We start from the raw sequence: 20,706 nt of genomic DNA on the forward strand, positions 1-20,706 counted from the left end.
GAGGCTTTTCCCATGACCCTGGCAGGTTTTGAGGCGGTTCAGCCGGCTCACGTACCATCGTTGGTGATGAAGCAAGATAGACCGCTGACCAAACACGCCATCAAGAGCAAGGCCACCCGCGATGCCCTGCTGAAGGCGGCCGAACAGATCTTTGCGCGTGACGGATACGAGCGGGCGCAGATCGATGAGATCGCACAGCTTTCAGGCCGGACCCGCGGCGCCGTCTACGCGCAGTACAAGACCAAAGAACAACTCTTCTTCGCCGTGCAGGAGCGGCAGATTGAGACCGCGAAGGCAGAGGTGCAGAAGCTGCTCCTTGAGACGGACGACTACGCCGAACGGCTTGCCAGGCTTCGCGAGTACTACAGCGGCCTGCGTGATCCGCGTGCCGGTCTTCTCGATCTGGAGTTGAAACTCTATGCCATCCGCCATCCGGAGTCGGCTGCCTCCTGGGCCGATCGCTACACGCGGACCTACGGCCCAGGAAGCTTCGACGCTGAGTTCGGCCTGGCCCAACTACCGGGCCGCTCCAGGCTCCATAGCCGGGCTCTCGCCCTTGCTTCCCTGAAAACGGCGCTGATTCTCACGATGGAGTTTCTTCCCGATCACCTGCCACGCAGCGAGGCCAAACTGCTGCTGAAAGAAGTCTTCGACGGTCTGTTTCCCCCGAATACCGTTGCCGGCAGTGCGCCGAAAAAGAAAGCTCGCGCTGTTCGTAAGAAGGTATCCGGTGCGTAGATCGGGTACCCGGATACCCATACACTGGGTGCCCCATTCACGCGAAGCGTGAGTGGGATATTCGAGCTACGCTCGAACCGCTTTTCGGTTGTTACCCTGCGGCGCGCCTGCCCAAACTAGATTGCTCACATCCCACCCATCGCGTTGCGATGGATGGGGCACCCAGTGTATTGGCTATATTCAAAAGCCCAGAATGAGTTTGAGCCTTTTCCAATTTACATCCGTGCAAGCACGCATTTATTGTGATTGCCTACATCAAAAATCGTCCCCCGGAGCACTCATCCATGCCGCACCCCCGCTTCACACTCGTTCGCAACACTGTTGCAGCATCTCTCGCCGCCGCCTCCGTATGCGCCTCTCTCCAGGGACAGGTCACTCTCCAGCCGAAGTCGATGCGCCGCGTCGCGCAGGTCGATCCGCGATATGTCTCGTTCAATGTTGAGGCGATCGAGATCACCGGGGGCCGCTTCTGGAAGCCCTTCCCCAAGAAAGACCAGCCGCCAGCCGCTCCGGGAACAACCACTGATCCCTACCAGTACCGTCCGCCCATCGACTTGAGCCGCCCAAAGATCCGCAAGCTCGCCGGAGCACTTGCTCCCAGCTACATGCGTGTCAGCGGCACCTGGCGGAACAGCACGTACTTTCAGGACGATGATGCCCCGCAGATGTCGACACCGCCGGCAGGCTTCAAAGGCGTGATGACGCGGGCACAGTGGAAAGGCGCGATCGACTTTGCTCACGCCGTCGGCGCGGACCTGGTGACCTCGGTCGCCATCAGTGATGGGACACGCGACGCCAATGGAGACTGGACTACGACCCAGGCCAAGACCTTCTTTGATTTCACCCGCAAAGCCGGCGGACACATCGCCGCAACAGAGTTCCTCAATGAGCCGACCTTTGCAGCCCAGGGCGCAGCGCCGACAGGCTACGACGAGGCGGCCTTTGCGAAGGACGTAAAGGCCTTCCGCACCTTCCTGAAAGCTGAGTCGCCAGAGACCATCTATCTCGGCCCGGGAAGCATCGGCGAAGGTGTTCCCATGATTGTGGGCATGCCCATGCCGAAGATGCTCTCTACCGAAAAGATGCTGCAGGCTTCTGGCCCTGTCTTCGACGCGTTTTCGTATCACGTCTACACCACGCTTTCTCCCCGTTGCGTCGGCAAGATGGGTCTCTCGTGGGAGAAAGTGCTTACGCCCGCCTATCTGGATCGCAATCCCGATACCGAAGCCTTCTATGCCAAGCTCCGTGATACCTACTTGCCCGGCAAGCAGATCTGGCTGACAGAGACGGGCGAGGCCGGTTGTGGTGGAAGCCCGTGGGCTTCCGCTTTCATCGACACCTTCCGCTTCGCCGATCAGCTCGGCTCGCTGGCTCGCAGAGATGTACAGACCGTGATGGTCAACACGCTCGCCTCCAGCGACTACGGCCTGCTGAACGAGGAGACCCTCAATCCGCGTCCTGATTACTGGCTCGCGGTGTTGTGGAAGCGGTTGATGGGAACCACGGTGCTTGATGCCGGCCCGGCGCCGGATGCGACGCTGCGCATCTATGCGCACTGCATGAAAGGCGTCCAGGGTGGTGTGAGCGTGGTTGCGCTGAATATCGATAAGGATGCTGAACATGCCCTCACGCTTCCCGCGGCAGAACGCTACACGCTGACGGCTCCGGAGCTATTGAGCGAGACCATGATGTTGAACGGCAAACCATTGCAGGCGGGTGAGGACGGAACGCTGCCTGCGATCACCGGCGAGCGAGCGAAGGCCGGCGAGCAGAAGCTTCCACCGGCGTCGATTACGTTCTTTACGGTGCGTAATGCTGGGAATGCTGCCTGTCGTGGAAAGTAAGACACCGAATACATGTCCCCTAGGGACATGGGTGTTCGAGCGAAGCTCGAAGCAGGTGGGAGCCGTGGGCTTCAGCCTAATGTCACTTACTTTCGCAACCAAGAGTGGAACAACGGGCTTCTTGAAGCAAATGGAGAGAAATTAGGTTGCCAAACCCTACAGCAGGAACCAAGGCCGGTACCGTTTTCTCAGTGAAAACTAAACTCACATTCATTTCCAGCTCACCCCCTAAGAGTTCCGTAGTGCAATCGGAACGCATTGGGGGCCTCAACTCCTATGGAAACTGAAAAGTAAGTGACATTAGGCTTCAGCCCACGGTCTATCGATCCCAAAAATAAATGGGCTTTAGCCCTGGGTATTTTGCTTGATCTACAGAAAGGCCCAGGGCTAAAGCCCGTTATATTTTTGCTTTGAATCAGCGGGCTGAAGCCCGCTGCTCCCACCAGTTCAAGTTCTATGGAGCGGGCCTTCAGCCCTTCGTTTCCTTTCCCCGGGGTGCCCCACCCTAGCGTTGCGAGGGTGGGACCCGGGCAGACATATTGTTCGCATATTCGAGCGTCGCGCAAACTCCCACCCATTGCTTCGCAATGGATGGGGCACCCAGAGTTGTGGCTCTCGACGCGTTTACTTCCATCCACCGCCCAGCGCCGCATACAACTGCACCAGCGAGTTCGCCTCCTGCGATTGCGCCTGTGCCAACTGGAGCTGAGCATCGTAGAGGTTGGTATCTGTTGCCAGCACCTCGATGTAGCTGGTGTTGCCACCCGCATAGCGAAGCCGTGCCAGACGGACAGCATCTGCGGCCGAAGCCACGGCGTGTGTCTGCTCTTCCCTGCGGCTCTGCGTCTCCTTGTAGGCCGTCAGTGTGTTCGACACATCCTTCAGCGCGTTCAGGATGGCCTTCTGGTACTGCACCACCATCTCCTGCTGCTGTGCCTGCGAATACTTGTAATTGCTGCGGATGCGGCCGCCGGCAAAGATTGGCTGCGAGAGCGAGCCGGCAGCGTACCAGTAAGCATTGCCTCCGTCGAAGATCTTCTGCAGCTGGTTGCTTGCAGAACCGCCCATGCTGGTCAACGAGATCTGCGGGAAGAACTGCGCCTTGGCTACACCGACACGCGCATTCGCCGCCATCAAGGTCGCCTCTGCCTGGCGGATGTCAGGACGGCGTTCCAACAGTTCCGACGGCAAGCCCGTCGGCACCGCTGCCGGATGCGGCTGGTCGTCGATCTTCTGTCCTCGTGCGACATCCTGCGGTGCATGGCCCAGAAGGACGCTAATGGCGTTCTCCTGGGCGACGATCTGACGCCGGAGCTCCGGCAGGTTGGCCTTTGCCGTATACAGCAGCTCTTCTGCCTGCCGCGTATCAGCACGGGAGCCGGCGCCGTAGTTCTCCAGCGACTGGGTCAGACGCAGCGAATCCTCGCGGGCCTGGATCGTGTTCTTCGTGATCTCAAGCTGCGAGTCCAGACTGCGGAGCTGGAAGTACGATGCCGCCAGCTGCTGGATCAACGCCGTCCGCGTTGCACGCTGCGCCCACTCGGTCTGCAACAGTTCCGCGCGAGCGGCCTCGGTCTGGCGGCGATAGTATCCCCAGAAGTCGAGGTTCCACGCAGCCGAAGCACTGAAGCCGCCGCCGCGGATGAAATCGTTCTTCGTGCCATCACTGTTCTGCGGAGCGAGGCCCTGCGGAAGCTGCAACGCCGAGAAGCTGCCACCGGCGTTCACCGAAGGCAACTGCTGCGAGCGCACAATACCTACAACCGACTGCGCCTCAAGCACACGCTGCGCTGCGATCTTAAGATCGAGGTTGTTCTTCAGCGCCTCGGCGATCAGCGCCTGCAGCGCAGGGTCGGTGAAGATGCCCTGCCAGTCCTGCTCAGCGATGGATGCTTGCGGTGCGGGCGTTGTAATCTCGGGCGCCAGGGCTCCGCGATAACTCTGCGGAGCCACGGCATCCGGGCGCCTGTAATTCGGGCCGACTTTGCAGCCGGTCACCAGCAGCGCGAGCACACCGCCAAGTACGGCGATGCCCGCGCCACGAAGCAGAGTCTTAGCGGAGTTCGACATGTTGGCCCTCACTGAGCAGATCGCCCGGGCTTGCGACCAGCGATTCGCTTCCCTTCAGTCCAGCAAGGACTTCTACCTCTTTACCCATGTCCTTGCCGATGGTTACCGGAACAAAATGTACCTTCTGCCCGGCATCGACCGTCACCACGTGCATGCCCGCATGGTCAATGACAAGTGAGCTGGTGGGAATAATGAGCGACGAATGCTGCTGTGACAACGTGAAGTGGACTTGCGCATACATGCCAGGCAGAAGCGAGGCGTCGTGATTATCGACCTGCACCTCGGTCCGCATGGTACGAGCGGCATCATTCAACGCCGAGGCGTTACGGGTTACGGTGCCGGTGTAATCACGACCCAATCGCTCGGTGACATCGATGCTCGCCTTCTGTCCGTCACGGATGTTAACCGCCTCGGACTGTGGCACATCGACATAGATGCGCAGCGTGTCGCTCTGCGCGATGCTGAAGAGCGGCCTGTTCTGAGCCGATGCGCTGACCAGGTCACCGCGCTCCACATTGCGCTGCGTGATCACGCCGTCAAAGGGAGCCACGATGCGCTCGAAGTTCTGCATCTGCTGCAGCCGTGCCACGTTGGCCAGGTTCGCAGCTACACTGGCTTCCGCCGCCGCAATGTTTGCGCCGGCTGCGGAGACATCCGCAACACGCGCATTGTGGTTTTGCACAGCACTATCCACAATCTGCTGCGAGATCGCGTGCTGCTCTCCCAGAGGGACATCACGCTCACGCGTCAGCCGCGCCAGCTCGGCATTTGCTTTTGCCTGCTCCAGTGCCGCGCGAGCCTGCAACAGTGCCGCCTGCGACTGTGCGAGGGTCGCCTTTGCCTGGCTCAACTGCTGGTCGATCTCAGGCGATGAGATCACCGCCAGCACCTGGCCGGCGCGGACCTTCGTACCGATATCCGCGTTGCGGCGGTCGAGATAACCATCCACGCGGGCATACAGGTTCGCCGTATACAGCGGCTCGATATTGCCCGGCAGAACAAGCTGCGATGTCGGCTGCCCCTTGGTCGCGTGGATCACGCTGACGACGGGGTGCGTCACCGGAGCTTCGTTCGTCGCCGCCAGAGCCTCGCGGTGGCTTGCGATGCGAGGTACGGCGCCGACTGCGGCGAGGGCAAGAAGAACAACCGCACCGCCGCCAATCACCTTGGCTCGACTTCCGGATTTCGTCTGGACGCGGTCGCGGGTGGAAGTTTCCTGAGTGCTGATCATGCGGCCTCCTGAGCTGGTTTCTTTCCGTGGATCAAAGTGAACATCAATGGGACAAAGAAGAGGGTTGCGAAGGTCGCCATGCTGAGACCTCCGATGACCGCGCGGGCCAGCGGAGCATTCTGCTCACCGCCTTCGCCCATGCCCAGAGCCATCGGCAGCATGCCGATGATCATCGCGCAGGCTGTCATCAGAATGGGTCTCAGTCGAGTAAAGCCCGCCTGCACCGCAGCGCCGACCGCCGTCTCTCCACCGACACGTAGCTCGTTCGCAAAGGTGACCAGCAGAATGGAGTTGGCCGTTGCCACACCGATGGACATAATGGCGCCCATCAGAGATGGAACGTTGAAGGTGGTCTGCGTGAGGAACAAGGCCCAGACAATTCCGCAGAAGGCTCCAGGCAGCGCGCAGATGATGATGAACGGATCCAGCCAGCTCTGATAGTTGACGACCATCAGCAGATAGACCAGAAGTGCGGCAAAGGTGAGACCGAGACCCAGACGGGTAAAGGCCTCATTCATGCTCTCCACCTGCCCGCGGACGACGATCTTCGTGCCCGGCGGCAGATGTGCACTCTCTTCCTTCACGATGCGGTTGACCTTCGACGCCACCGAACCCAGATCGCTGTTCTGCGTGTTGGCATAGATGTCAAACACCGGAGCGCCGTTATGGTGGTTGACGACTACCGGCAGAATGGCGGGCTTCAGCGTTGCCATGTTGCCGAGCACCTCGGTGCGGTTGGCAAGCGTATGAATCGGGATCGGCGTATTCTGCAACGCGTTGACCGAGTCGATGCTGTACTGCGGTGTCTGTGCAGCGACGGTGTAGGTGATTCCCATCTTCGGGTCGAGCCAGAAGTTCGGCTGCACCGCCGCACTGGAGCTCAGCGAGATATACAGGCTGTTCGCCACATCCTGCTGCGTGAGTCCGAACTGCGCTGCACGCACACGGTCGATATCGAGATGCAGGTCAGGCGCATTCACCACCTGGTGCATATGCACATCGACAGCTCCGGGAACCGTTGCCAGCCGCTCGCGCAGATGCCGCGCGATCTCGTAGTTCGCCGGATCGTATCCCTGCACCTGGATGTCGATCGGCGCAGGCAGACCGAAGTTCAGGATCTGCGTCACCATGTCGGCCGGCTGGAAGAAGAAGGTCGCATCGGGGAACTTCTTCGGCAGCTCCGCACGCAGCCGCTTGATATAACCCTCGGTGGAGTGATGCTTCTCATTCAGCGCGATCAGGACCTCGCCATCGGCACTGCTGATGGTCGAGCCGTCGCCGAAGGCATAGTTGAAGGTCTCCGGCGTGAGGCCGATGTTGTCCATCACCAGTTCGGTCTCATCCGCGGGAATGATCTTGTGGATCTCGTCCTCCACCTGGCTGAAGACCACCTTGGTGCTCTCGATGCGGGTACCAGGACGCGTGCGGATGTGCAGCTTGATCTGCCCGGCATCGACGCTGGGGAAGAAGTCGCGGCCGATGAAAGGCAGCAACACAAAGGCTGAAAGCATCACCCCGACCGAGGCAAACAAGGCGGCACGGCGATGAGCGAGAAAGCTCTCGAGTGTCGATGTATAGCCATGCTGCAGCCAGGTGTAGCCCTGGTTGAAGCGGTCGTTGATGCGGCGGAAGAACCCGCCTGCGCCGGCGGTCAACACATCACCGGTCGTCTGGCCTTCAAAGCTATGCTCCGCTCCCAGGAGATAGTTCACCAGGACCGGTACCAGCGTACGTGACAGTACGTAGGAGGCCAGCATGGCGAAGACCACGGCAAGCGCCATCGGGGTGAAGAGGAACTTCGCCGGTCCGGTAAGGAAGACCACCGAGACAAACACAATGCAGATGGTCAGCGTGGAGATCAGGGTCGGTCCCGCAATCTCGGAGGCGCCAATCAGCACTGCCTCACGCAGCGTCTTGCCGTGCATGTGGCGGTGAATGTTTTCGATGGTAACGGTCGCGTCGTCCACCAGGATGCCGATGGCCAGCGCCAGACCACCAAGGGTCATGGTGTTCATCGTCTCGCCCAGTGCAGAAAGGACGATGATGGAGCTCAGGATCGAGAGCGGGATCGAGACCGCAATAATCAGAGTGCTGCGCCAGCTACCGAGGAAGAGCAGAATCATCAGCGCCGTGAGTGCGGCGGCGATGACGCCTTCACGCAACACGCCAACAATGGCGGCCTTCACGAAGATCGACTGATCGAAAAGCTCCGTAATCTTCAGCCCTGGAGGCGCGGCGGCACGCGAAGCGGGAAGCACGTCCTCTTTGATCTGTTTGACGATATCAAGCGTCGAGACCGAGCCGGTCTTCATGATGGTGAGCAGCGCGGCGGGTTTGCCATTTGAACGTGCAACGTTCTGCTGCACTGACCATCCGTCACGCACATGCGCCACGTCACGCATGTAGACCATCGCCCCATTGACTTCCTTGATGGGGACGTCGTTCAACGAGAGCGCATCGACCGGGCTGGAGTTGGTACTGACGCTATATTCGGTGTTTTCGACCTTGGCGGTACCCGATGGCAGCGTGACGTTCTGCGCATTGATGGCGTTGGTGATGTCAATCGGCGTAAGGCCTTTTGCCAGCAGCGCATTCTGGTCGAGGTCGACCATGATCTGACGAGCCACGCCACCGTAAGGCGTAGGCAGCAGCGTGCCCGGAACTTTGGTTAACTGCTGACGGACACGGAAAAGACCGTAGTCATAGATCTCGGATTCGGAGAGAGTGTCGCTCGACAGCGATAACTGGATGATGGGTACGGTCGAAGCGCTAAAGCGCAGAATCCATGGCGGGTTTACACCCTGCGGCATGCGGAAGCGGATCGAGTTTACGGCGGCTCCGACCTGCGACATCGCCGCATCGATGCGTACCTGCGGCTGGAACGATATCTTGATCACGGCTGCGCCGCTGGTGGTCTGTGAGTCGATGGCTTTTACGTCATTGACCACGGCCATCACGAACTCGCTGAAGGTAGTGATGCGCTGCTCCATCTCCTTTGCGGGAAGGCCGGAGTAGGACCAGATCACCGTAATCTGCGGGATATCGATATTGGGGAAGATGTCGGTCGGAGTCGTCGCAATCGACGAGAAACCCATGATCAGAATGAGGATCGACGCTACTATGAAGGTGTAGGGGCGATCGAGAGCAAAGCGGACGATCCACATAATGTCGTCTTCCCTTTCGAAGGTCGTTTTCCCTGTTTCGAGTATTTTGATGCGCGTCGAATTAGTTGGATTCAGCTTTTGCGTTTGCGCGTCGTTTTGGGCAGGGAGCACGTCTAATTGCGTATGGGCAAGTTGACAGACAAAGAAGCGGCACAGATTGCGAAAGCGCTCGGGGATCCGAACCGGCTCGCGATCTATGCACAGATTGCCCGGGGCGAAGAGCTCTACTGCGGCGAGATCTGTGAACGGCACTCTATCTCGGCTGCCACGATCTCACACCATCTGAAGGTGTTGACCGACCTCGGTCTGGTTACGTCGCGCAAAGAAGGGCTGAACGTGTATTACCGTTCACAGCCGGAGAAGATTGCCGCGTATCGGAAGTATCTGACGGAGCTTGGTGGGAAGTAGACCCGCAATATAGTCGCTACGCTGCGATACGACAAAAAGAAATGTGCGGTTAAACGTCGCGCCTCGACAGTAATGAATTTTGCCCTCAGCGACTAAAGCCGCATGTTTCGTAGGCTTTATACGGCACGGCTGAAGCCGTGCCCTTAAGCACGACATCGCGCTTCGCGCGACCGGATACAGGAGGGATCGTGCTCGGCTCCATCCTTCCGTTGCGCGTAGCGCAACCATTTCGCACCGGAGGTGCGAATGCCTTGCTTAAGGGGGCGGCTTCGGCCGTCCCGTACAGGCCTGAGCAGAAGGCGGCTTCAGCCGCTGAGGGCAGTGCGTTGGCAGAGAAGCAGATTTCTCGCTTCGCTACGAAATGACAAACAAAAAACGAATCGAGTGTATGGGTTTATCGCTTCAAAGCCTTAGGCTTCTCGTCTTCTGCACGGAAGAGATGCACGATGGCGGTGAAGACCTCGTCGACGATCTCGGGCATGGCACGTCTCTGGTCCTTTACCCAGATCTCCACACACATTCCCGTTGCGGTCATCGTGAGGCTTGCGAGGATTCTGTGCTCCAGGGCGGACTCTTTTGCTGCCTTCTTTGAGCGGCTGGCAAAGGCCCAGGTCACCTCTCGCTCCAGCAATGGGACCTGCAGAAACTGTGCCATCCGGGCCGCGGGACTGCGCTCTGCAACCTGGACCACGCGTTCCGTCAGATGCAGTGTGGGCGCCAACACCTGCTTGATGGCCGCTTTTGCGGCTTCCAGAGAACTCAATTCAGCCTTCTGATCGCGGATCGCCTGCGCCAGCGCCTCTCCGTAGCGCTTTACGGTTGCGCCCATCACATCTTCCTTCGACCCGTAGTAGCGGAAGAAGGTGCGGCGAGATACCCCGGCTTTGGAGGCGATCTGGTCTACATGCACATTGTCGAAGCCGTGTTCAAAAAAGAGATCGATCGCCGCGTTCCAGATCTCGCCGCGTACGACCTCCTGTTTCTTTGCCTGCAGCGAATTACGGGGGAAGGCGTCCTGAACTGCCATACGGCGATTGTAACCCTGTCCGCCAAATTTGGCACATTAAGTTGACAATGGCACAGTGTGCCATTACGCTCAAGTCAGATCTTCACCTCGCGACCCGGAAGCTGCCCGATGCCGACACACCCTTTGCACGACCTTTCCTCCCGATCCAGAGCTCTCGCTTCCCTGCTGCTCATTACGCTTCTGCCTGCCGGCTGCTTCCGCAAAAAAGCAGACAACACCGTCAACGCCGCGACGGTTGTGCAGGTGAACGCGGCGCGCGCCATCGGCAGGCAGGTTGCCGTCACACTTTCGGAGACAGGTAGCTTCGTCGCTGAAGAGTCCTCGGAGGTTGCCCCTGCAGTCTCCGGCCGTGTCATCCGCACGCCAGTCTCCGTCGGAGCCTTCGTCAAGGCCGGCGACGTGATCTGCGAGCTTGACCATCGCGATGCCGAGCTGAAGCTGACTCAGTACAAGGCGCAGCTCGCCGAGGCGCAGGCCTCATTGCGTCAGGCACAGTCGCGCATTGGCTTGGGTACCGGAAACTTCGATGCCTCCCGCGTTCCTGAGGTCGCCGCAGCAAAAGCAACCTATGAGTCCTCCGCCGCACAGGCCCGGCTCGCTGCGGCCGATGCCAAGCGCTATGCCAACCTGGTCGCTACTGGAGACGTCTCGCAGAGCGTCTACGAGAAGCAGCGCACCCAGGCTGAGACTGCCGAGGCCCAGGCCAATGCATCGCGGCAACAGTACGAAGGCGCTTTGAACACAGCACGCCAGAGCTTCCAGATCGTGAACTCGTCGCAGGCATCGCTCGAAGCCATGCAGGCGCAGGTCAGCCAGGCGGAGAAGGCGCTTGCCGATACCACGATCCGCGCTCCCTTCGATGGCTTTGTCAGCGCGCGGCCGATTGCAGTAGGTGAGTACGTCACTACCTCAAGCTCGGTAGCCACCGTCGTCCGCATGGATACACTCAAGCTGCAGCTGCAGACACCGGAGAAGAGCGCTGCCGGTCTGAAGGTCGGTATGCCAGTCACGGCCCGCGTTGCTGCCTACGGTGATCGCGACTTTACAGGCACGACCTCAGCCCTCAACCCAGCCGTCAATCCTGATTCGCGTTCCTTCGTTCTCGAAGCGCGCTTCGCTAACAGCGACAGCACATTGCGCCCCGGCATGTTCGCCAGTGCACGCGTTGTTCTGCCCGGCATGGAGAATGCCGTCTTCGTTCCGAAGGCCGCCGTCGTCCGCGACCGCACCACCGACTCCAACCAGATCTTCGTCCTTGATGGCGGCAAGGCGCACCTGCGCGTTGTCACGCTGGGCGAGACCGAGAACGGCTCCCTTCGTGTCCTCAGCGGGCTGACCGCCGGCGAGATGGTCGCCCTCAACAAGCAGTCTGACCTGTACGACGGCGCCTCCGTCGCTGTGCAGGCAGGCCGGTAAGGAGTTCCTCTCATGCACGGTTTAGCTAAACTTTGCGTTCGCCGGCCTGTCTTTGCCACCATGCTGATTCTCTCGCTCATGGTGGTGGGCGCCTTCTCCTACTTCAGCCTCGGAGTCGATCTGCTGCCCAAGGTCGATGTACCGACCGTCGCTGTGACGGTCGCAGACCCGGGAGCTTCGCCGGAAGAGATCGAGACCGAGATCAGCAAGAAGGTCGAGGACGCGGTTAACACCATCAGCGGCATCGATGAGCTGCGCTCCAACTCCTCCGAGGGCCAGGCACAGGTCATCATCACCTTCGACCTGGATAAGAACGGCGACGTCGCCGCTGAAGAAGTCCAGAACAAGATCAACCTGATCCGCAACGATCTTCCGCAGACGGCGAAGTCTCCGGTGGTGCAGAAGTTCGATCCTGACGCTGCTCCCGTGCTGCAGATTGCGGTTTCGGCGCCACGGTCATTACGCGACCTCACGCTCATCGCCGACAAGCTGCTGCGGCAGAAGCTTGAGAACATCAGCGGGGTCGGCCAGGTACAGCTCGTCGGCGGAGCCAGGCGCGAGATCCACGTCAACGTCGATCCGGAGCGTTTGCGCGCCTACAGCCTGACGATCACAGACGTCGTGAACGCCGTGCGTCAGCAGAACCTGGAACTCCCCGGAGGCTCGCTCAACGCGGGCACGCGTGAGTTCACCGTACGCACCATGGGCCGCATTACCACCGCGGCACAGTTCAATGACATCGCCATCGCTCCGCGCCAGGGTTATGTCGTCAAGGTCAGCGACATTGGCTCTGCTGAAGACAGCTACGCAGAACCCAGAACCTCGGGGCGGTTGAATGGTACGCCGGCGGTCATGCTGGTGGTCTCCAAGCAGTCCGGTGCAAACTCGGTTGAGGTTGCCACCGAGGTCAAACGACGGCTCGCCGAGATTGCGCCGACACTTCCCAAAGATGTGCGCACGCAGGTCGTACAGGACCAGTCCATCTTCATTGAAGCTGCGATTGAGTCCATCAAGCATCACCTGATCGAAGGCAGCATCTTCGCCTGTGCCATCATCTTCGTCTTCCTCGCAAACTGGCGCACCACGCTGATTGCCGCCATCGCCATTCCCACCTCCATCGTCTCCACCTTCGCGCTAATGAAGGCGATGGGGTTCACGCTGAACCAGATCACGATGCTCGCCCTGACGCTGATGGTCGGTATCGTGATCGACGACGCCATCATCGTGCTGGAGAACATCTACCGCTTCATTGAAGAAAAGGGCATGTCTCCCTTCGAAGCGGCGATCGAAGGCACACGTGAGATCGGTCTGGCCGTCATGGCGACCACGCTCTCTCTGCTCGCGGTCTTTCTACCGGTGGGCTTCATGGGCGGCATCGTTGGCCGCTTCATGAGCTCCTTTGGCTTTACCTCGGCCTTCGCCATCGCGGTCTCGCTGTTGGTCTCATTCACGCTGACGCCGATGCTTTGCTCGCGTTTCATCAAGGTTCCGGCGAAGAGGGACGGCCATCAGCATGCTGACGGTCAACACGGGGCTGGCCAACACGGTTCTAAGGACTCGCGCTTCTTCCGGTACATCAACGGCCACTACCTGCGGCTGCTGGAGTGGTCGATGGCCCATCGTAAAGCCGTAGTGATGATCTGCGGCGGCACCATCCTGAGCCTGATTCCGCTCTTCATCCTTGTCGGCAAAGACTTCACTCCCGCTGACGATCAGTCGCAGTTCAATGTTCTGATCCGCACACCAGAGGGAAGCTCTCTGGCGGCGACGACACAGGAGACAGAAGCCATCGCCCAGGCGATCCGCAAGCTGCCGGGTGTCCAGACCACATTGATGACCGCAGGCGGAGGCACGGACGGAGCAGTGAACAGCGCCAGTATCTACGTCAAGCTGGTGGATGTCGGCGATCGCCACGACACGCAGACCGAGCTGATGCAGCAGACCCGTAAGCTGCTGACCACCTTCCCCAGCAACCTGCACACCAGCGTCGAGCTGGTTGCTACCGTCGGCAACGGAGCCAGCAATGCCCAGGTGCAGTACTACATCCAGGGGCCGGATCTTGACAAGCTGACGCAGTACTCTGATGAGCTGCTGGCGCGGATGAAGAAGATTCCCGGCGTGACTGATGCGGACTCTTCCCTGCGCAGCGGCAAGCCTGAGGTTCGCCTGGAGATCGACCGTGCCCGTGCTGCCGACCTCGGCGTCTCCGTCAACAACATCGAGCAGGCTCTAAATACCCTGGTCGCCGGTGAGACCGCCTCGACCTTCAACGCGGGTGATGAGCAGTACGACGTTCGTGTCCGCGCCGGGGAGCAGTTCCGCAGCCGCATCGAAGAGCTGAATAAGATTACGGTTCCTTCGACACGCCAGCTGGGTTACGTCGGCCTGAATGAGGTGGTCTCCACGCAGAACTCTACCGGCCCTTCTTCTGTAAATCGCATCGCGAGGCAGCGGCAGGTGACGGTAAGCTGCAATGTTCTGCCCGGCTACTCGCAGTCGCAGGTCCTCTCTTCTCTGCAGAAGGCTGTTGCGGAGATGCACCTGGACCCCGACTATCGCACCGGTCTAGCCGGAGCCTCCAAAGAGCTTGGCCGCACCGGCTACTACTTCCTGCTGGCCTTCGCCCTGACCTTCATCTTCATGTACATCGTGCTGGCGGCACAGTTCGAGTCGTTCATCCATCCGGTGACCATCCTGCTTACACTGCCGCTCGCTGTTCCCTTCGGCATCCTGTCACTGCTGCTTACCGGGCAGACGGTCAACATCTTCTCCGCGCTTGGCCTGCTGCTGCTCTTCGGCATTGTGAAGAAGAACGCCATCCTGCAGATCGATCACACCAACGGTCTGCGCGCCGCCGGCATGCCGCGGTATGAGGCGATTCTGCAGGCCAACCAGGACCGTCTGCGGCCCATCCTGATGACCACCCTGGCGCTGGTCGCAGGCATGCTGCCGCTGGTGATCTCGCGCGGTACAGGCTCTGCTACTAACCGGTCGATCGGTGTGCTGGTGGTCGGCGGTCAATCGCTCTGCCTTCTGCTGACGCTGATCGCTGTGCCGGTCTTCTACTCACTCTTTGAGGACATTGCCGAACACCCCATCTGGAGCAAGCCGGTCCGTATGGCACAGGCTCTCTTCGCGCGCATTCCCAAGTGGAAGCGCAACACGGTGCCCGCACCCTCCAATGAGGTCGTCTAGCATGAAGCAGTTTGTTATCGCACTCTCTCTCGCTTCGGCGGCCGCATTCGCACAGGAGGCCTCGCCGGCCTCACCTCCGCTGCCACCTGCTGTTACGCTGCAGATCGCTCCTCGCATCGGCATCACCGGGGAAGCTCCGATCGCGCTGCCAGACGTGATTCAAGCAGTGCTCGCCAATAATCGCGACATCGAGGTCTCACATCTCGCACAGCGGAAGGCGGTCCTGAACCTGAAGGCCGCCCGCGGATACTTCGATCCTGTCATCGGAGGTAGTGCGCACACCATGCGCCAGGTCACGCCGGTCTCGTCGTCGCTCGGCGGAGCCACGAACGGAGCCCTCACACAGAAGGAACTCTATGCCGATCCGCAGATCAGCGGCAACTCCCCCTGGCTGGGAACAACCTACAAGCTCGACTTCGCTTCGACCCGGAGCAACAGCAGCAACACTTACAACACACTGAACCCGACGTACACCACATCGGCCACGGCGAACTTCACGCAACCGCTGTGGAGCGGCCTGTTCTTCGACCAGAATCGCGAACGGCTCAAGGTCGCACGCAAGAACATCGCACAGAGTGACGAACAGTTCCGGCAGCGCGTGATTGAGACCACAACTCAAGCCATCCACGCCTACTGGGAGCTCGACTATGCGCTACGCAATCTCGATGTGCAGATCGAGGCCGTGCGCCTGGCCGAACAGCAGGACGCCAGCAATCGCCGCCAGGTGGAGCAAGGCACACAGGCGCCGATTGACGTTATCCAGACACAGACGCAGATGTCGACCTATCAGCAGAACGTCTTCAACGCACAGCAGCAGGTCACCAAGGCAGAGAACTCGCTGAAGGCGCTGATGCTGCCCAATCGGGGCGACCCGCTGTGGAGCGTTGCTCTGAAGACAGCCAGCAGCCCTACGGAGTCGTCGCCCATCCCCACACTCGAAGAGGCGATGCAGCAGGCGCTCGCCGATCGTCCTGACCTCAAGGCCGGAGCCATCGGAGTTCAGGTCAGCGGTCTGGATGCACGGCTGGCGCATGAGCAAGCGAAACCGCAGGTCAACCTTACGGCACAGCTTGGCGTGCAGGGGCTTTCGGGCCGCAGCGTGCCGCAGTCCTCCGATCTCTTCGGAAGCCTGTTTGCTCCGCTGGTCACCCGCATCAACGATCTTTCGACCCTCGCCGGCCTGGCGCCGATCTCACTCTCCAGCGGTAGTAGCTCGAGTGGAGTTCCGTCGTTCTTTGTCGGCGGCTACGATCAGTCGCTCGGCAATCTGCGCGATGGACGGTTCCCCATCGTCAAGGTCGGCGTTCAGATGTCGTGGCCCATCGGCAACCGCACCGCGCGTGCGCAGGCCGCTGTTGCCGATGCCAATAAGAAGCAGACCATCGCACAGCAGCAGCAGCTTGAGATGACGGTTGAGAGCGACGTACGGAACGGCCTGCAGCAGCTTATCAATGCGGACCTTGTGCTGAGTGCCTCGCACCGTGCCGCAATACTCGCGCAGCAGCAGTACGACAGCGAGCAGCGCCAGTTCAAGGCGGGTACGTCGACTGTTTACCTGGTGCTGCAGCGGCAGAATGAGTTGATCAGCGCCAAGCTGCGTGAGATTCGCGCGGCTGCGGATCGCGGTGAAGCCGAAGCAGACTTTGATCGCGCAACGGCGAATACGTTGCGGCGGCAGAATATCGATATTGTGGCGGTTTCGAAGAAGCTGTAACGACGTAGCGCCTAATCTTCCTTTGGCTCTTTGTTCGCCGCATCCACGACGAGGATCTCCCGGCGGATCTTCTTCGGCTCCAGCTTTAAGCCAAGCTGCTCCTCCATCGCAGAAGGCAACGAGGGCAGCCCGGAGTCATTCGTGTCCATGGGTGCAAACTTCAAACTGATCACATAGTTTCCTGTGAGCCCCGTCTCATCCACGACTGGGCGGCCTACAGGAATCGTCAGCATACCCGCCAGCGTGGCCATGGACGCACTGCGGTTCTGCACTGCGTCCCTGAGCACATAGCCCTTTTCATCACCGGGCTCTCCGGTGATGGGGAGCTTCGACCCACCTTTGGCGACCACCAGCGCATAGCCCGGAACTTCACGGGTCTCGCGGTGAACCTTCAGACCGAACCGTTCCTGCAGCAGCCGCTGTAACGGACCCCGCAACTGCTCGTAGCTGAGCGGAGCGTCAGAGTTCGCCTTCGCCGCAATATCGTAAAGCTCTGAGTTCAGCCAGCCAGGGCCGCCGGCAACCTGATCGCCATCGACCCCAAAGGCGATCTGAATCAACAGGGATAGCGTTACGTTTCTGGCGGTGAAATGTGGAGCTCCGGATGGGCTGATCGAGGTATAACCCTCCTGCTTCACAACCCTTCGGACAGAAGCAACCTCAAAACTTGAAACCACCTGCGCCGCAGCCGGAAGCGACAACGTAGCAACCACGGCGATACAGAACGCTCTCATCCGCACACGATGCATCCCGATGAAGATAAACCATCGGGATACGTCATAGAAGATGGCTTTGCAAATCCAGCCGGCATCTCATAGTGCAAGATGACCATGACGCGGAATACCAATGTACTCCAAGCAAGGAGCTGGGCTTCACTACCTGGCATTCATTGCTCTTGTGACTCCCCTACCCACCCTAGCGTTGCGAGGGTGGGGCACCCGGCAGAGGTAACGAAGCAGGTCCTTCGCTAATCACCCCAGCGAACAAGCTCGCTGGGGACCCCGAACGCTCAGGATGACAAGGTGAAGACCGCGTCGTTTTACCGCAACTGGCGATCTGCTTCCTTGATCGGCATGTCATTGATGCTGGCTTCACGGCGCTGCATCAAGCCTGAGGGCACAAACTCCCACAGCTCGTTGCCGTAGCTGCGAAACCACTGACCGCTGTCGTCGTGCCATTCGTAGAAGAACTTCACCGCGATGCGGTTCTCGCGAAAGGCCCAGAGTTCTTTCTTGAGTTTGTAGTCGAGCTCCCGGTTCCACTTCCGCCGTAGAAACTCGATCACCGCCGGACGGCCATTGAGGAATTCGGCGCGGTTTCTCCAGTGCGTGTCCTCGGTGTAAGCCGCAGCAACGCGTTCTGGATCGCGTGTGTTCCACAGGTCTTCCGCAAGCTGCACCTTGCGTGCTGCCTGTTCCGGATCGGTAAAGGGCGGGGCGATGATGGTGCTCATAGGGGATCTCCTGCTGCGATCATGGTACGGAGTTGAGATTACGCTCTGATCAAGGGCAATGCGCCTAACTGGAGAGTCACGAATTTGGGTGCCCCACATACGCGCAGCTTATGTGGGAGTATCGAGCAGTAGCTCGATCCGTGTACAGCCCACTACAAGGGAGCCAATAATCTTACCGGGACCCTGATTCATACGGAATGACCAACAAAAAGCGGTTCGAGCTTCGCTCGAATGCCCACATAAGCTTCGCGTATGTGGGGCACCCGATAGGTGGTTGTCTAAAGTGTCGGGCGGCAGAACCATCCGAGCTCTGAGGCAAGCGCGAAGGTTTGTTGCACGGAGGCTGGCTGTTCCTCGCCGGCAACAACTTCTAAAGCTTCGGCGATTGTCTTCCCTTCTTGCAGCGCGGCCAGCAGCCGGAACTCGCTTTCTTCCAGCGTGCGGTAGTACACCACGTCGTCATAGCGATGCACGGCCAGATATCGCCGCTCTGGGGCCATCTCAGGCAATGTGCTCGTGACGATTGTCTGCCGTAGTTGCGCCGCTCCGCTGTTTACGGCCTTCTCTTCCGGCTTCTTCACTGCAAGCACAAACTCATCGACGGGATAATCCACGGCAAGCAGCCGTAGATGCGGCTGCAGCGCCAGAGATGACTCCGGTCCGAGCTGGGCTAGTTCATCCGAAGTAAGCGGCTCGAGCTCAGCGCCATCGAAGGCTTCGACATAGGCCCATTCCAGCCGTGCGATATCCACGGCCAGTCGATGTTGCTCGCTGGCGAACGCCGAATGCCGTTCCAGGAACTGCGGCAGATCCGCGCTTAGATCCCGCAAGGTCCACGAGGTCGAAGGACGTTGTTTCAGATACTCCAACACCAGCGCGTCGAAGCGCTCATCGCCCAACAGCGCCCGCAGCGCGGGATAGTCCTCGGAGACGGCGCTGATCACACGGAACCAGTACTGCCGGTTGTAGATTTCCAGCCGCTCGAACGAAGTTAGCTCGCTATTAGGACGGATATAGCCAGCCGCAATCTCTTCCATCGACTCGCCTTCGGTTGTCTGCGACTGCATCGTAAGTTCTGCAGTCAAAGGTCGGCGGACATCCTGCTCCATACGGCGTTGCAGCTCCAGCAGTGTCATGCCACCACCTCCTCCACAGTTGCCGGCTGCAGAAACTGGTTTGCCTTCAACGCCTCCGCATGCACCTCATCGAAGCTTGGGATTTTGTCATCCCACTCAAGCAACGTCGCCGTCGGCCCGCAGCGTTCAATGGCGCGCGCGTAGAGACTCCATACCGGATCGAGCACCGGATGATCGTGCGTGTCGAGCGTGTAGCGCTCGAACTGCGAGTGGCCGGCGATATGGATCTGCGCCACCCGGTCCGCCGGAATGCTGTTCACATACTCCATCGGATCGAACTCATGGTTCCGCGAGGAGACATAGATATTGTTCACATCGAGCAGGATGCCGCAGTCGGCGGCATGCACCACCTCGTTCAGGAACTCCCACTCCGTCATCTGCGATTCGTGAAACTCGGCATAGCTGCTGACGTTCTCCACCGCGACGGGAATCTCCAGAAAGTCCTGCACCTGGCGGATACGTTCCGCAGTGGTCCGCACCGCCTCCCATGTATAAGGCAGCGGCAACAGGTCGTGCGTATAGCGCCCATCGACACTTCCCCAGCACAGATGGTCCGAGAGCCACGGCGTTCCTGTACGCCGCACCAGGTCCTTTAGTCGCCGCAGATGATCGCGGTTCGGTGCCTGTGCGCTGCCGAAGTACATCGAGACGCCATGCTGCACTACGCGGTACTGATCGAGGATCTGGTCGAGAATGCGCAGCGGCCTGCCGCCGTCGACCATGTAGTTCTCTGAGATGATCTCGAACCAGTCGACCACCGGCTTGCGCGAGAGGATGTGGTCGTAGTGCGGCACGCGCAGCCCAATACCGACACCGTAGTCCGTATATCCATTGAAGCGATTTGCAGGCATAACAGCTCCATCAAGAGATTGCCGATGAAGACTCGCTATCTGGTCTGCGAGTCTTCACCGGCTTGCCGCTCTAGCTCTTCGGCTTGGAACCGTCGGTGGCGCAGTCGCCCTTGCCCTTGCAGGAGTTCTTGCCGGGGTTCTTACCGCCGCCCTGGCCTTTACAGTCGTTCTTGCCTTTGCAGGAGTGCTTGGGCAGCTTCTGATCGTCCTGTGCCGTCATCGCAACACCTGCTGCGATGGCAGCGCCGGACACGCTGGCCTCGTGGCCAGATACGGGCTGTGCGTTCAAACGAGCCGTGGTGCCGCTCAGCAGGCCGGCGAAGGCTGCTGCAAGTGCGAGATTGCTTGCCGTCTTGTGATTCATGGTGAAGTTCCTTTCAAGATAAGCACCAGGCTCTGCCTGTGCGGAGGGGATGGGCTCAGGATGCTGTCAGTTTTCCCTTGCCGCTTGGTTTGAGA

The 20,706-nt window shown here is 59.7% G+C and carries 15 protein-coding genes; 6 read left to right on the forward strand and 9 right to left on the reverse strand.

Annotated elements, in window-relative coordinates:
- Positions 1-12 precede the first annotated feature (12 nt).
- Positions 13-738 carry a TetR/AcrR family transcriptional regulator gene (locus tag FTW19_RS21685; protein ID WP_147649632.1) on the forward strand — a complete coding sequence of 242 codons (726 nt, stop codon included), beginning with the start codon at positions 13-15 and terminating at the stop codon, positions 736-738.
- A 284-nt stretch (positions 739-1,022) separates the two neighbouring features.
- Positions 1,023-2,582: a hypothetical protein gene (locus FTW19_RS21690; protein ID WP_147649633.1), complete on the forward strand. Its 1,560-nt coding sequence runs from the start codon at positions 1,023-1,025 to the stop codon at positions 2,580-2,582.
- A 624-nt stretch (positions 2,583-3,206) separates the two neighbouring features.
- Here the strand turns inward: FTW19_RS21690 and FTW19_RS21695 are convergent.
- Genes FTW19_RS21695 through FTW19_RS21705 form a run of 3 tightly spaced genes read right to left on the reverse strand, consistent with a single transcriptional unit; the run spans position 3,207 to position 9,047 of the window.
- The gene (locus FTW19_RS21695; protein ID WP_147649634.1) at positions 3,207-4,652 is read right to left on the reverse strand and encodes an efflux transporter outer membrane subunit; all 1,446 of its coding nucleotides are present in this window, start codon (positions 4,650-4,652) and stop codon (positions 3,207-3,209) included.
- Entirely contained in the window at positions 4,636-5,883 is a 1,248-nt protein-coding gene (locus tag FTW19_RS21700; protein WP_147649635.1) for an efflux RND transporter periplasmic adaptor subunit, read from the reverse strand. Before FTW19_RS21700 ends, FTW19_RS21695 begins: the two co-directional genes overlap by 17 nt.
- The gene (locus FTW19_RS21705) at positions 5,880-9,047 is read right to left on the reverse strand and encodes an efflux RND transporter permease subunit (RefSeq protein ID WP_147649636.1); all 3,168 of its coding nucleotides are present in this window, start codon (positions 9,045-9,047) and stop codon (positions 5,880-5,882) included. The genes FTW19_RS21700 and FTW19_RS21705 overlap by 4 nt, the downstream gene beginning before the upstream one ends.
- Positions 9,048-9,170: 123 nt before the next feature.
- Between FTW19_RS21705 and FTW19_RS21710 the strand changes: the two genes are divergently transcribed.
- Complete coding sequence (locus tag FTW19_RS21710; RefSeq protein WP_147649637.1) at positions 9,171-9,455, forward strand: ArsR/SmtB family transcription factor; 285 nt, start codon at positions 9,171-9,173, stop codon at positions 9,453-9,455.
- A 394-nt stretch (positions 9,456-9,849) separates the two neighbouring features.
- On the opposite strand, the gene FTW19_RS21715 is transcribed toward FTW19_RS21710, so the two are convergent.
- Entirely contained in the window at positions 9,850-10,482 is a 633-nt protein-coding gene (locus tag FTW19_RS21715) for a TetR family transcriptional regulator (protein ID WP_147649638.1), read from the reverse strand.
- A gap of 108 nt (positions 10,483-10,590) precedes the next feature.
- Between FTW19_RS21715 and FTW19_RS21720 the strand changes: the two genes are divergently transcribed.
- From FTW19_RS21720 to FTW19_RS21730, 3 genes are read left to right on the forward strand one after another with little or no spacing between them, the layout of a single operon-like run.
- A complete protein-coding gene (locus FTW19_RS21720) occupies positions 10,591-11,898 on the forward strand; it encodes an efflux RND transporter periplasmic adaptor subunit (protein WP_147649639.1) in 1,308 nt (435 codons plus the stop codon).
- Positions 11,899-11,910: 12 nt separating this feature from the next.
- Positions 11,911-15,093 carry an efflux RND transporter permease subunit gene (locus tag FTW19_RS21725; RefSeq protein ID WP_147649641.1) on the forward strand — a complete coding sequence of 1,061 codons (3,183 nt, stop codon included), beginning with the start codon at positions 11,911-11,913 and terminating at the stop codon, positions 15,091-15,093.
- 1 nt (position 15,094) lies between these two features.
- Positions 15,095-16,807 (forward strand): TolC family protein, encoded by a 1,713-nt coding sequence (locus tag FTW19_RS21730; RefSeq protein ID WP_187143114.1) that lies wholly within the window; start codon positions 15,095-15,097, stop codon positions 16,805-16,807.
- Between the two features lie 11 nt (positions 16,808-16,818).
- Here FTW19_RS21730 and FTW19_RS21735 read toward each other — a convergent pair whose 3' ends face one another.
- The 5 genes from FTW19_RS21735 to FTW19_RS21755 form a co-directional block, all read right to left on the reverse strand.
- The gene (locus FTW19_RS21735) at positions 16,819-17,541 is read right to left on the reverse strand and encodes a TIGR03435 family protein (RefSeq protein ID WP_187143115.1); all 723 of its coding nucleotides are present in this window, start codon (positions 17,539-17,541) and stop codon (positions 16,819-16,821) included.
- A 305-nt stretch (positions 17,542-17,846) separates the two neighbouring features.
- Complete coding sequence (locus tag FTW19_RS21740; RefSeq protein WP_147649646.1) at positions 17,847-18,260, reverse strand: nuclear transport factor 2 family protein; 414 nt, start codon at positions 18,258-18,260, stop codon at positions 17,847-17,849.
- 278 nt (positions 18,261-18,538) lie between these two features.
- Positions 18,539-19,396, reverse strand: a complete 858-nt coding sequence (locus FTW19_RS21745; RefSeq protein ID WP_147649648.1) for an HvfC/BufC N-terminal domain-containing protein — start codon at positions 19,394-19,396, stop codon at positions 18,539-18,541.
- The gene (gene bufB, locus FTW19_RS21750) at positions 19,393-20,247 is read right to left on the reverse strand and encodes an MNIO family bufferin maturase (protein ID WP_147649650.1); all 855 of its coding nucleotides are present in this window, start codon (positions 20,245-20,247) and stop codon (positions 19,393-19,395) included. The genes FTW19_RS21745 and bufB overlap by 4 nt, the downstream gene beginning before the upstream one ends.
- A gap of 70 nt (positions 20,248-20,317) precedes the next feature.
- A complete protein-coding gene (locus tag FTW19_RS21755) occupies positions 20,318-20,611 on the reverse strand; it encodes a hypothetical protein (protein WP_147649652.1) in 294 nt (97 codons plus the stop codon).
- Positions 20,612-20,706 lie beyond the last annotated feature (95 nt).

The sequence above is a fragment of the Terriglobus albidus genome (assembly GCF_008000815.1).
GTDB classification, from domain to species: Bacteria; Acidobacteriota; Terriglobia; order Terriglobales; family Acidobacteriaceae; genus Terriglobus; species Terriglobus albidus_A.

Bases quoted from the DNA above. Each gene is read 5' to 3' on its own strand.
- FTW19_RS21685 (WP_147649632.1), top strand. From the start codon at position 13: ATGACCCTGGCAGGTTTTGAGGCGGTTCAGCCGGCTCACGTACCATCG.
- FTW19_RS21690 (WP_147649633.1), top strand. From the start codon at position 1,023: ATGCCGCACCCCCGCTTCACACTCGTTCGCAACACTGTTGCAGCATCT.
- FTW19_RS21695 (WP_147649634.1), bottom strand. From the start codon at position 4,652: ATGTCGAACTCCGCTAAGACTCTGCTTCGTGGCGCGGGCATCGCCGTA.
- FTW19_RS21700 (WP_147649635.1), bottom strand. From the start codon at position 5,883: ATGATCAGCACTCAGGAAACTTCCACCCGCGACCGCGTCCAGACGAAA.
- FTW19_RS21705 (WP_147649636.1), bottom strand. From the start codon at position 9,047: ATGTGGATCGTCCGCTTTGCTCTCGATCGCCCCTACACCTTCATAGTA.
- FTW19_RS21710 (WP_147649637.1), top strand. From the start codon at position 9,171: ATGGGCAAGTTGACAGACAAAGAAGCGGCACAGATTGCGAAAGCGCTC.
- FTW19_RS21715 (WP_147649638.1), bottom strand. From the start codon at position 10,482: ATGGCAGTTCAGGACGCCTTCCCCCGTAATTCGCTGCAGGCAAAGAAA.
- FTW19_RS21720 (WP_147649639.1), top strand. From the start codon at position 10,591: ATGCCGACACACCCTTTGCACGACCTTTCCTCCCGATCCAGAGCTCTC.
- FTW19_RS21725 (WP_147649641.1), top strand. From the start codon at position 11,911: ATGCACGGTTTAGCTAAACTTTGCGTTCGCCGGCCTGTCTTTGCCACC.
- FTW19_RS21730 (WP_187143114.1), top strand. From the start codon at position 15,095: ATGAAGCAGTTTGTTATCGCACTCTCTCTCGCTTCGGCGGCCGCATTC.
- FTW19_RS21735 (WP_187143115.1), bottom strand. From the start codon at position 17,541: ATGAGAGCGTTCTGTATCGCCGTGGTTGCTACGTTGTCGCTTCCGGCT.
- FTW19_RS21740 (WP_147649646.1), bottom strand. From the start codon at position 18,260: ATGAGCACCATCATCGCCCCGCCCTTTACCGATCCGGAACAGGCAGCA.
- FTW19_RS21745 (WP_147649648.1), bottom strand. From the start codon at position 19,396: ATGACACTGCTGGAGCTGCAACGCCGTATGGAGCAGGATGTCCGCCGA.
- bufB (WP_147649650.1), bottom strand. From the start codon at position 20,247: ATGCCTGCAAATCGCTTCAATGGATATACGGACTACGGTGTCGGTATT.
- FTW19_RS21755 (WP_147649652.1), bottom strand. From the start codon at position 20,611: ATGAATCACAAGACGGCAAGCAATCTCGCACTTGCAGCAGCCTTCGCC.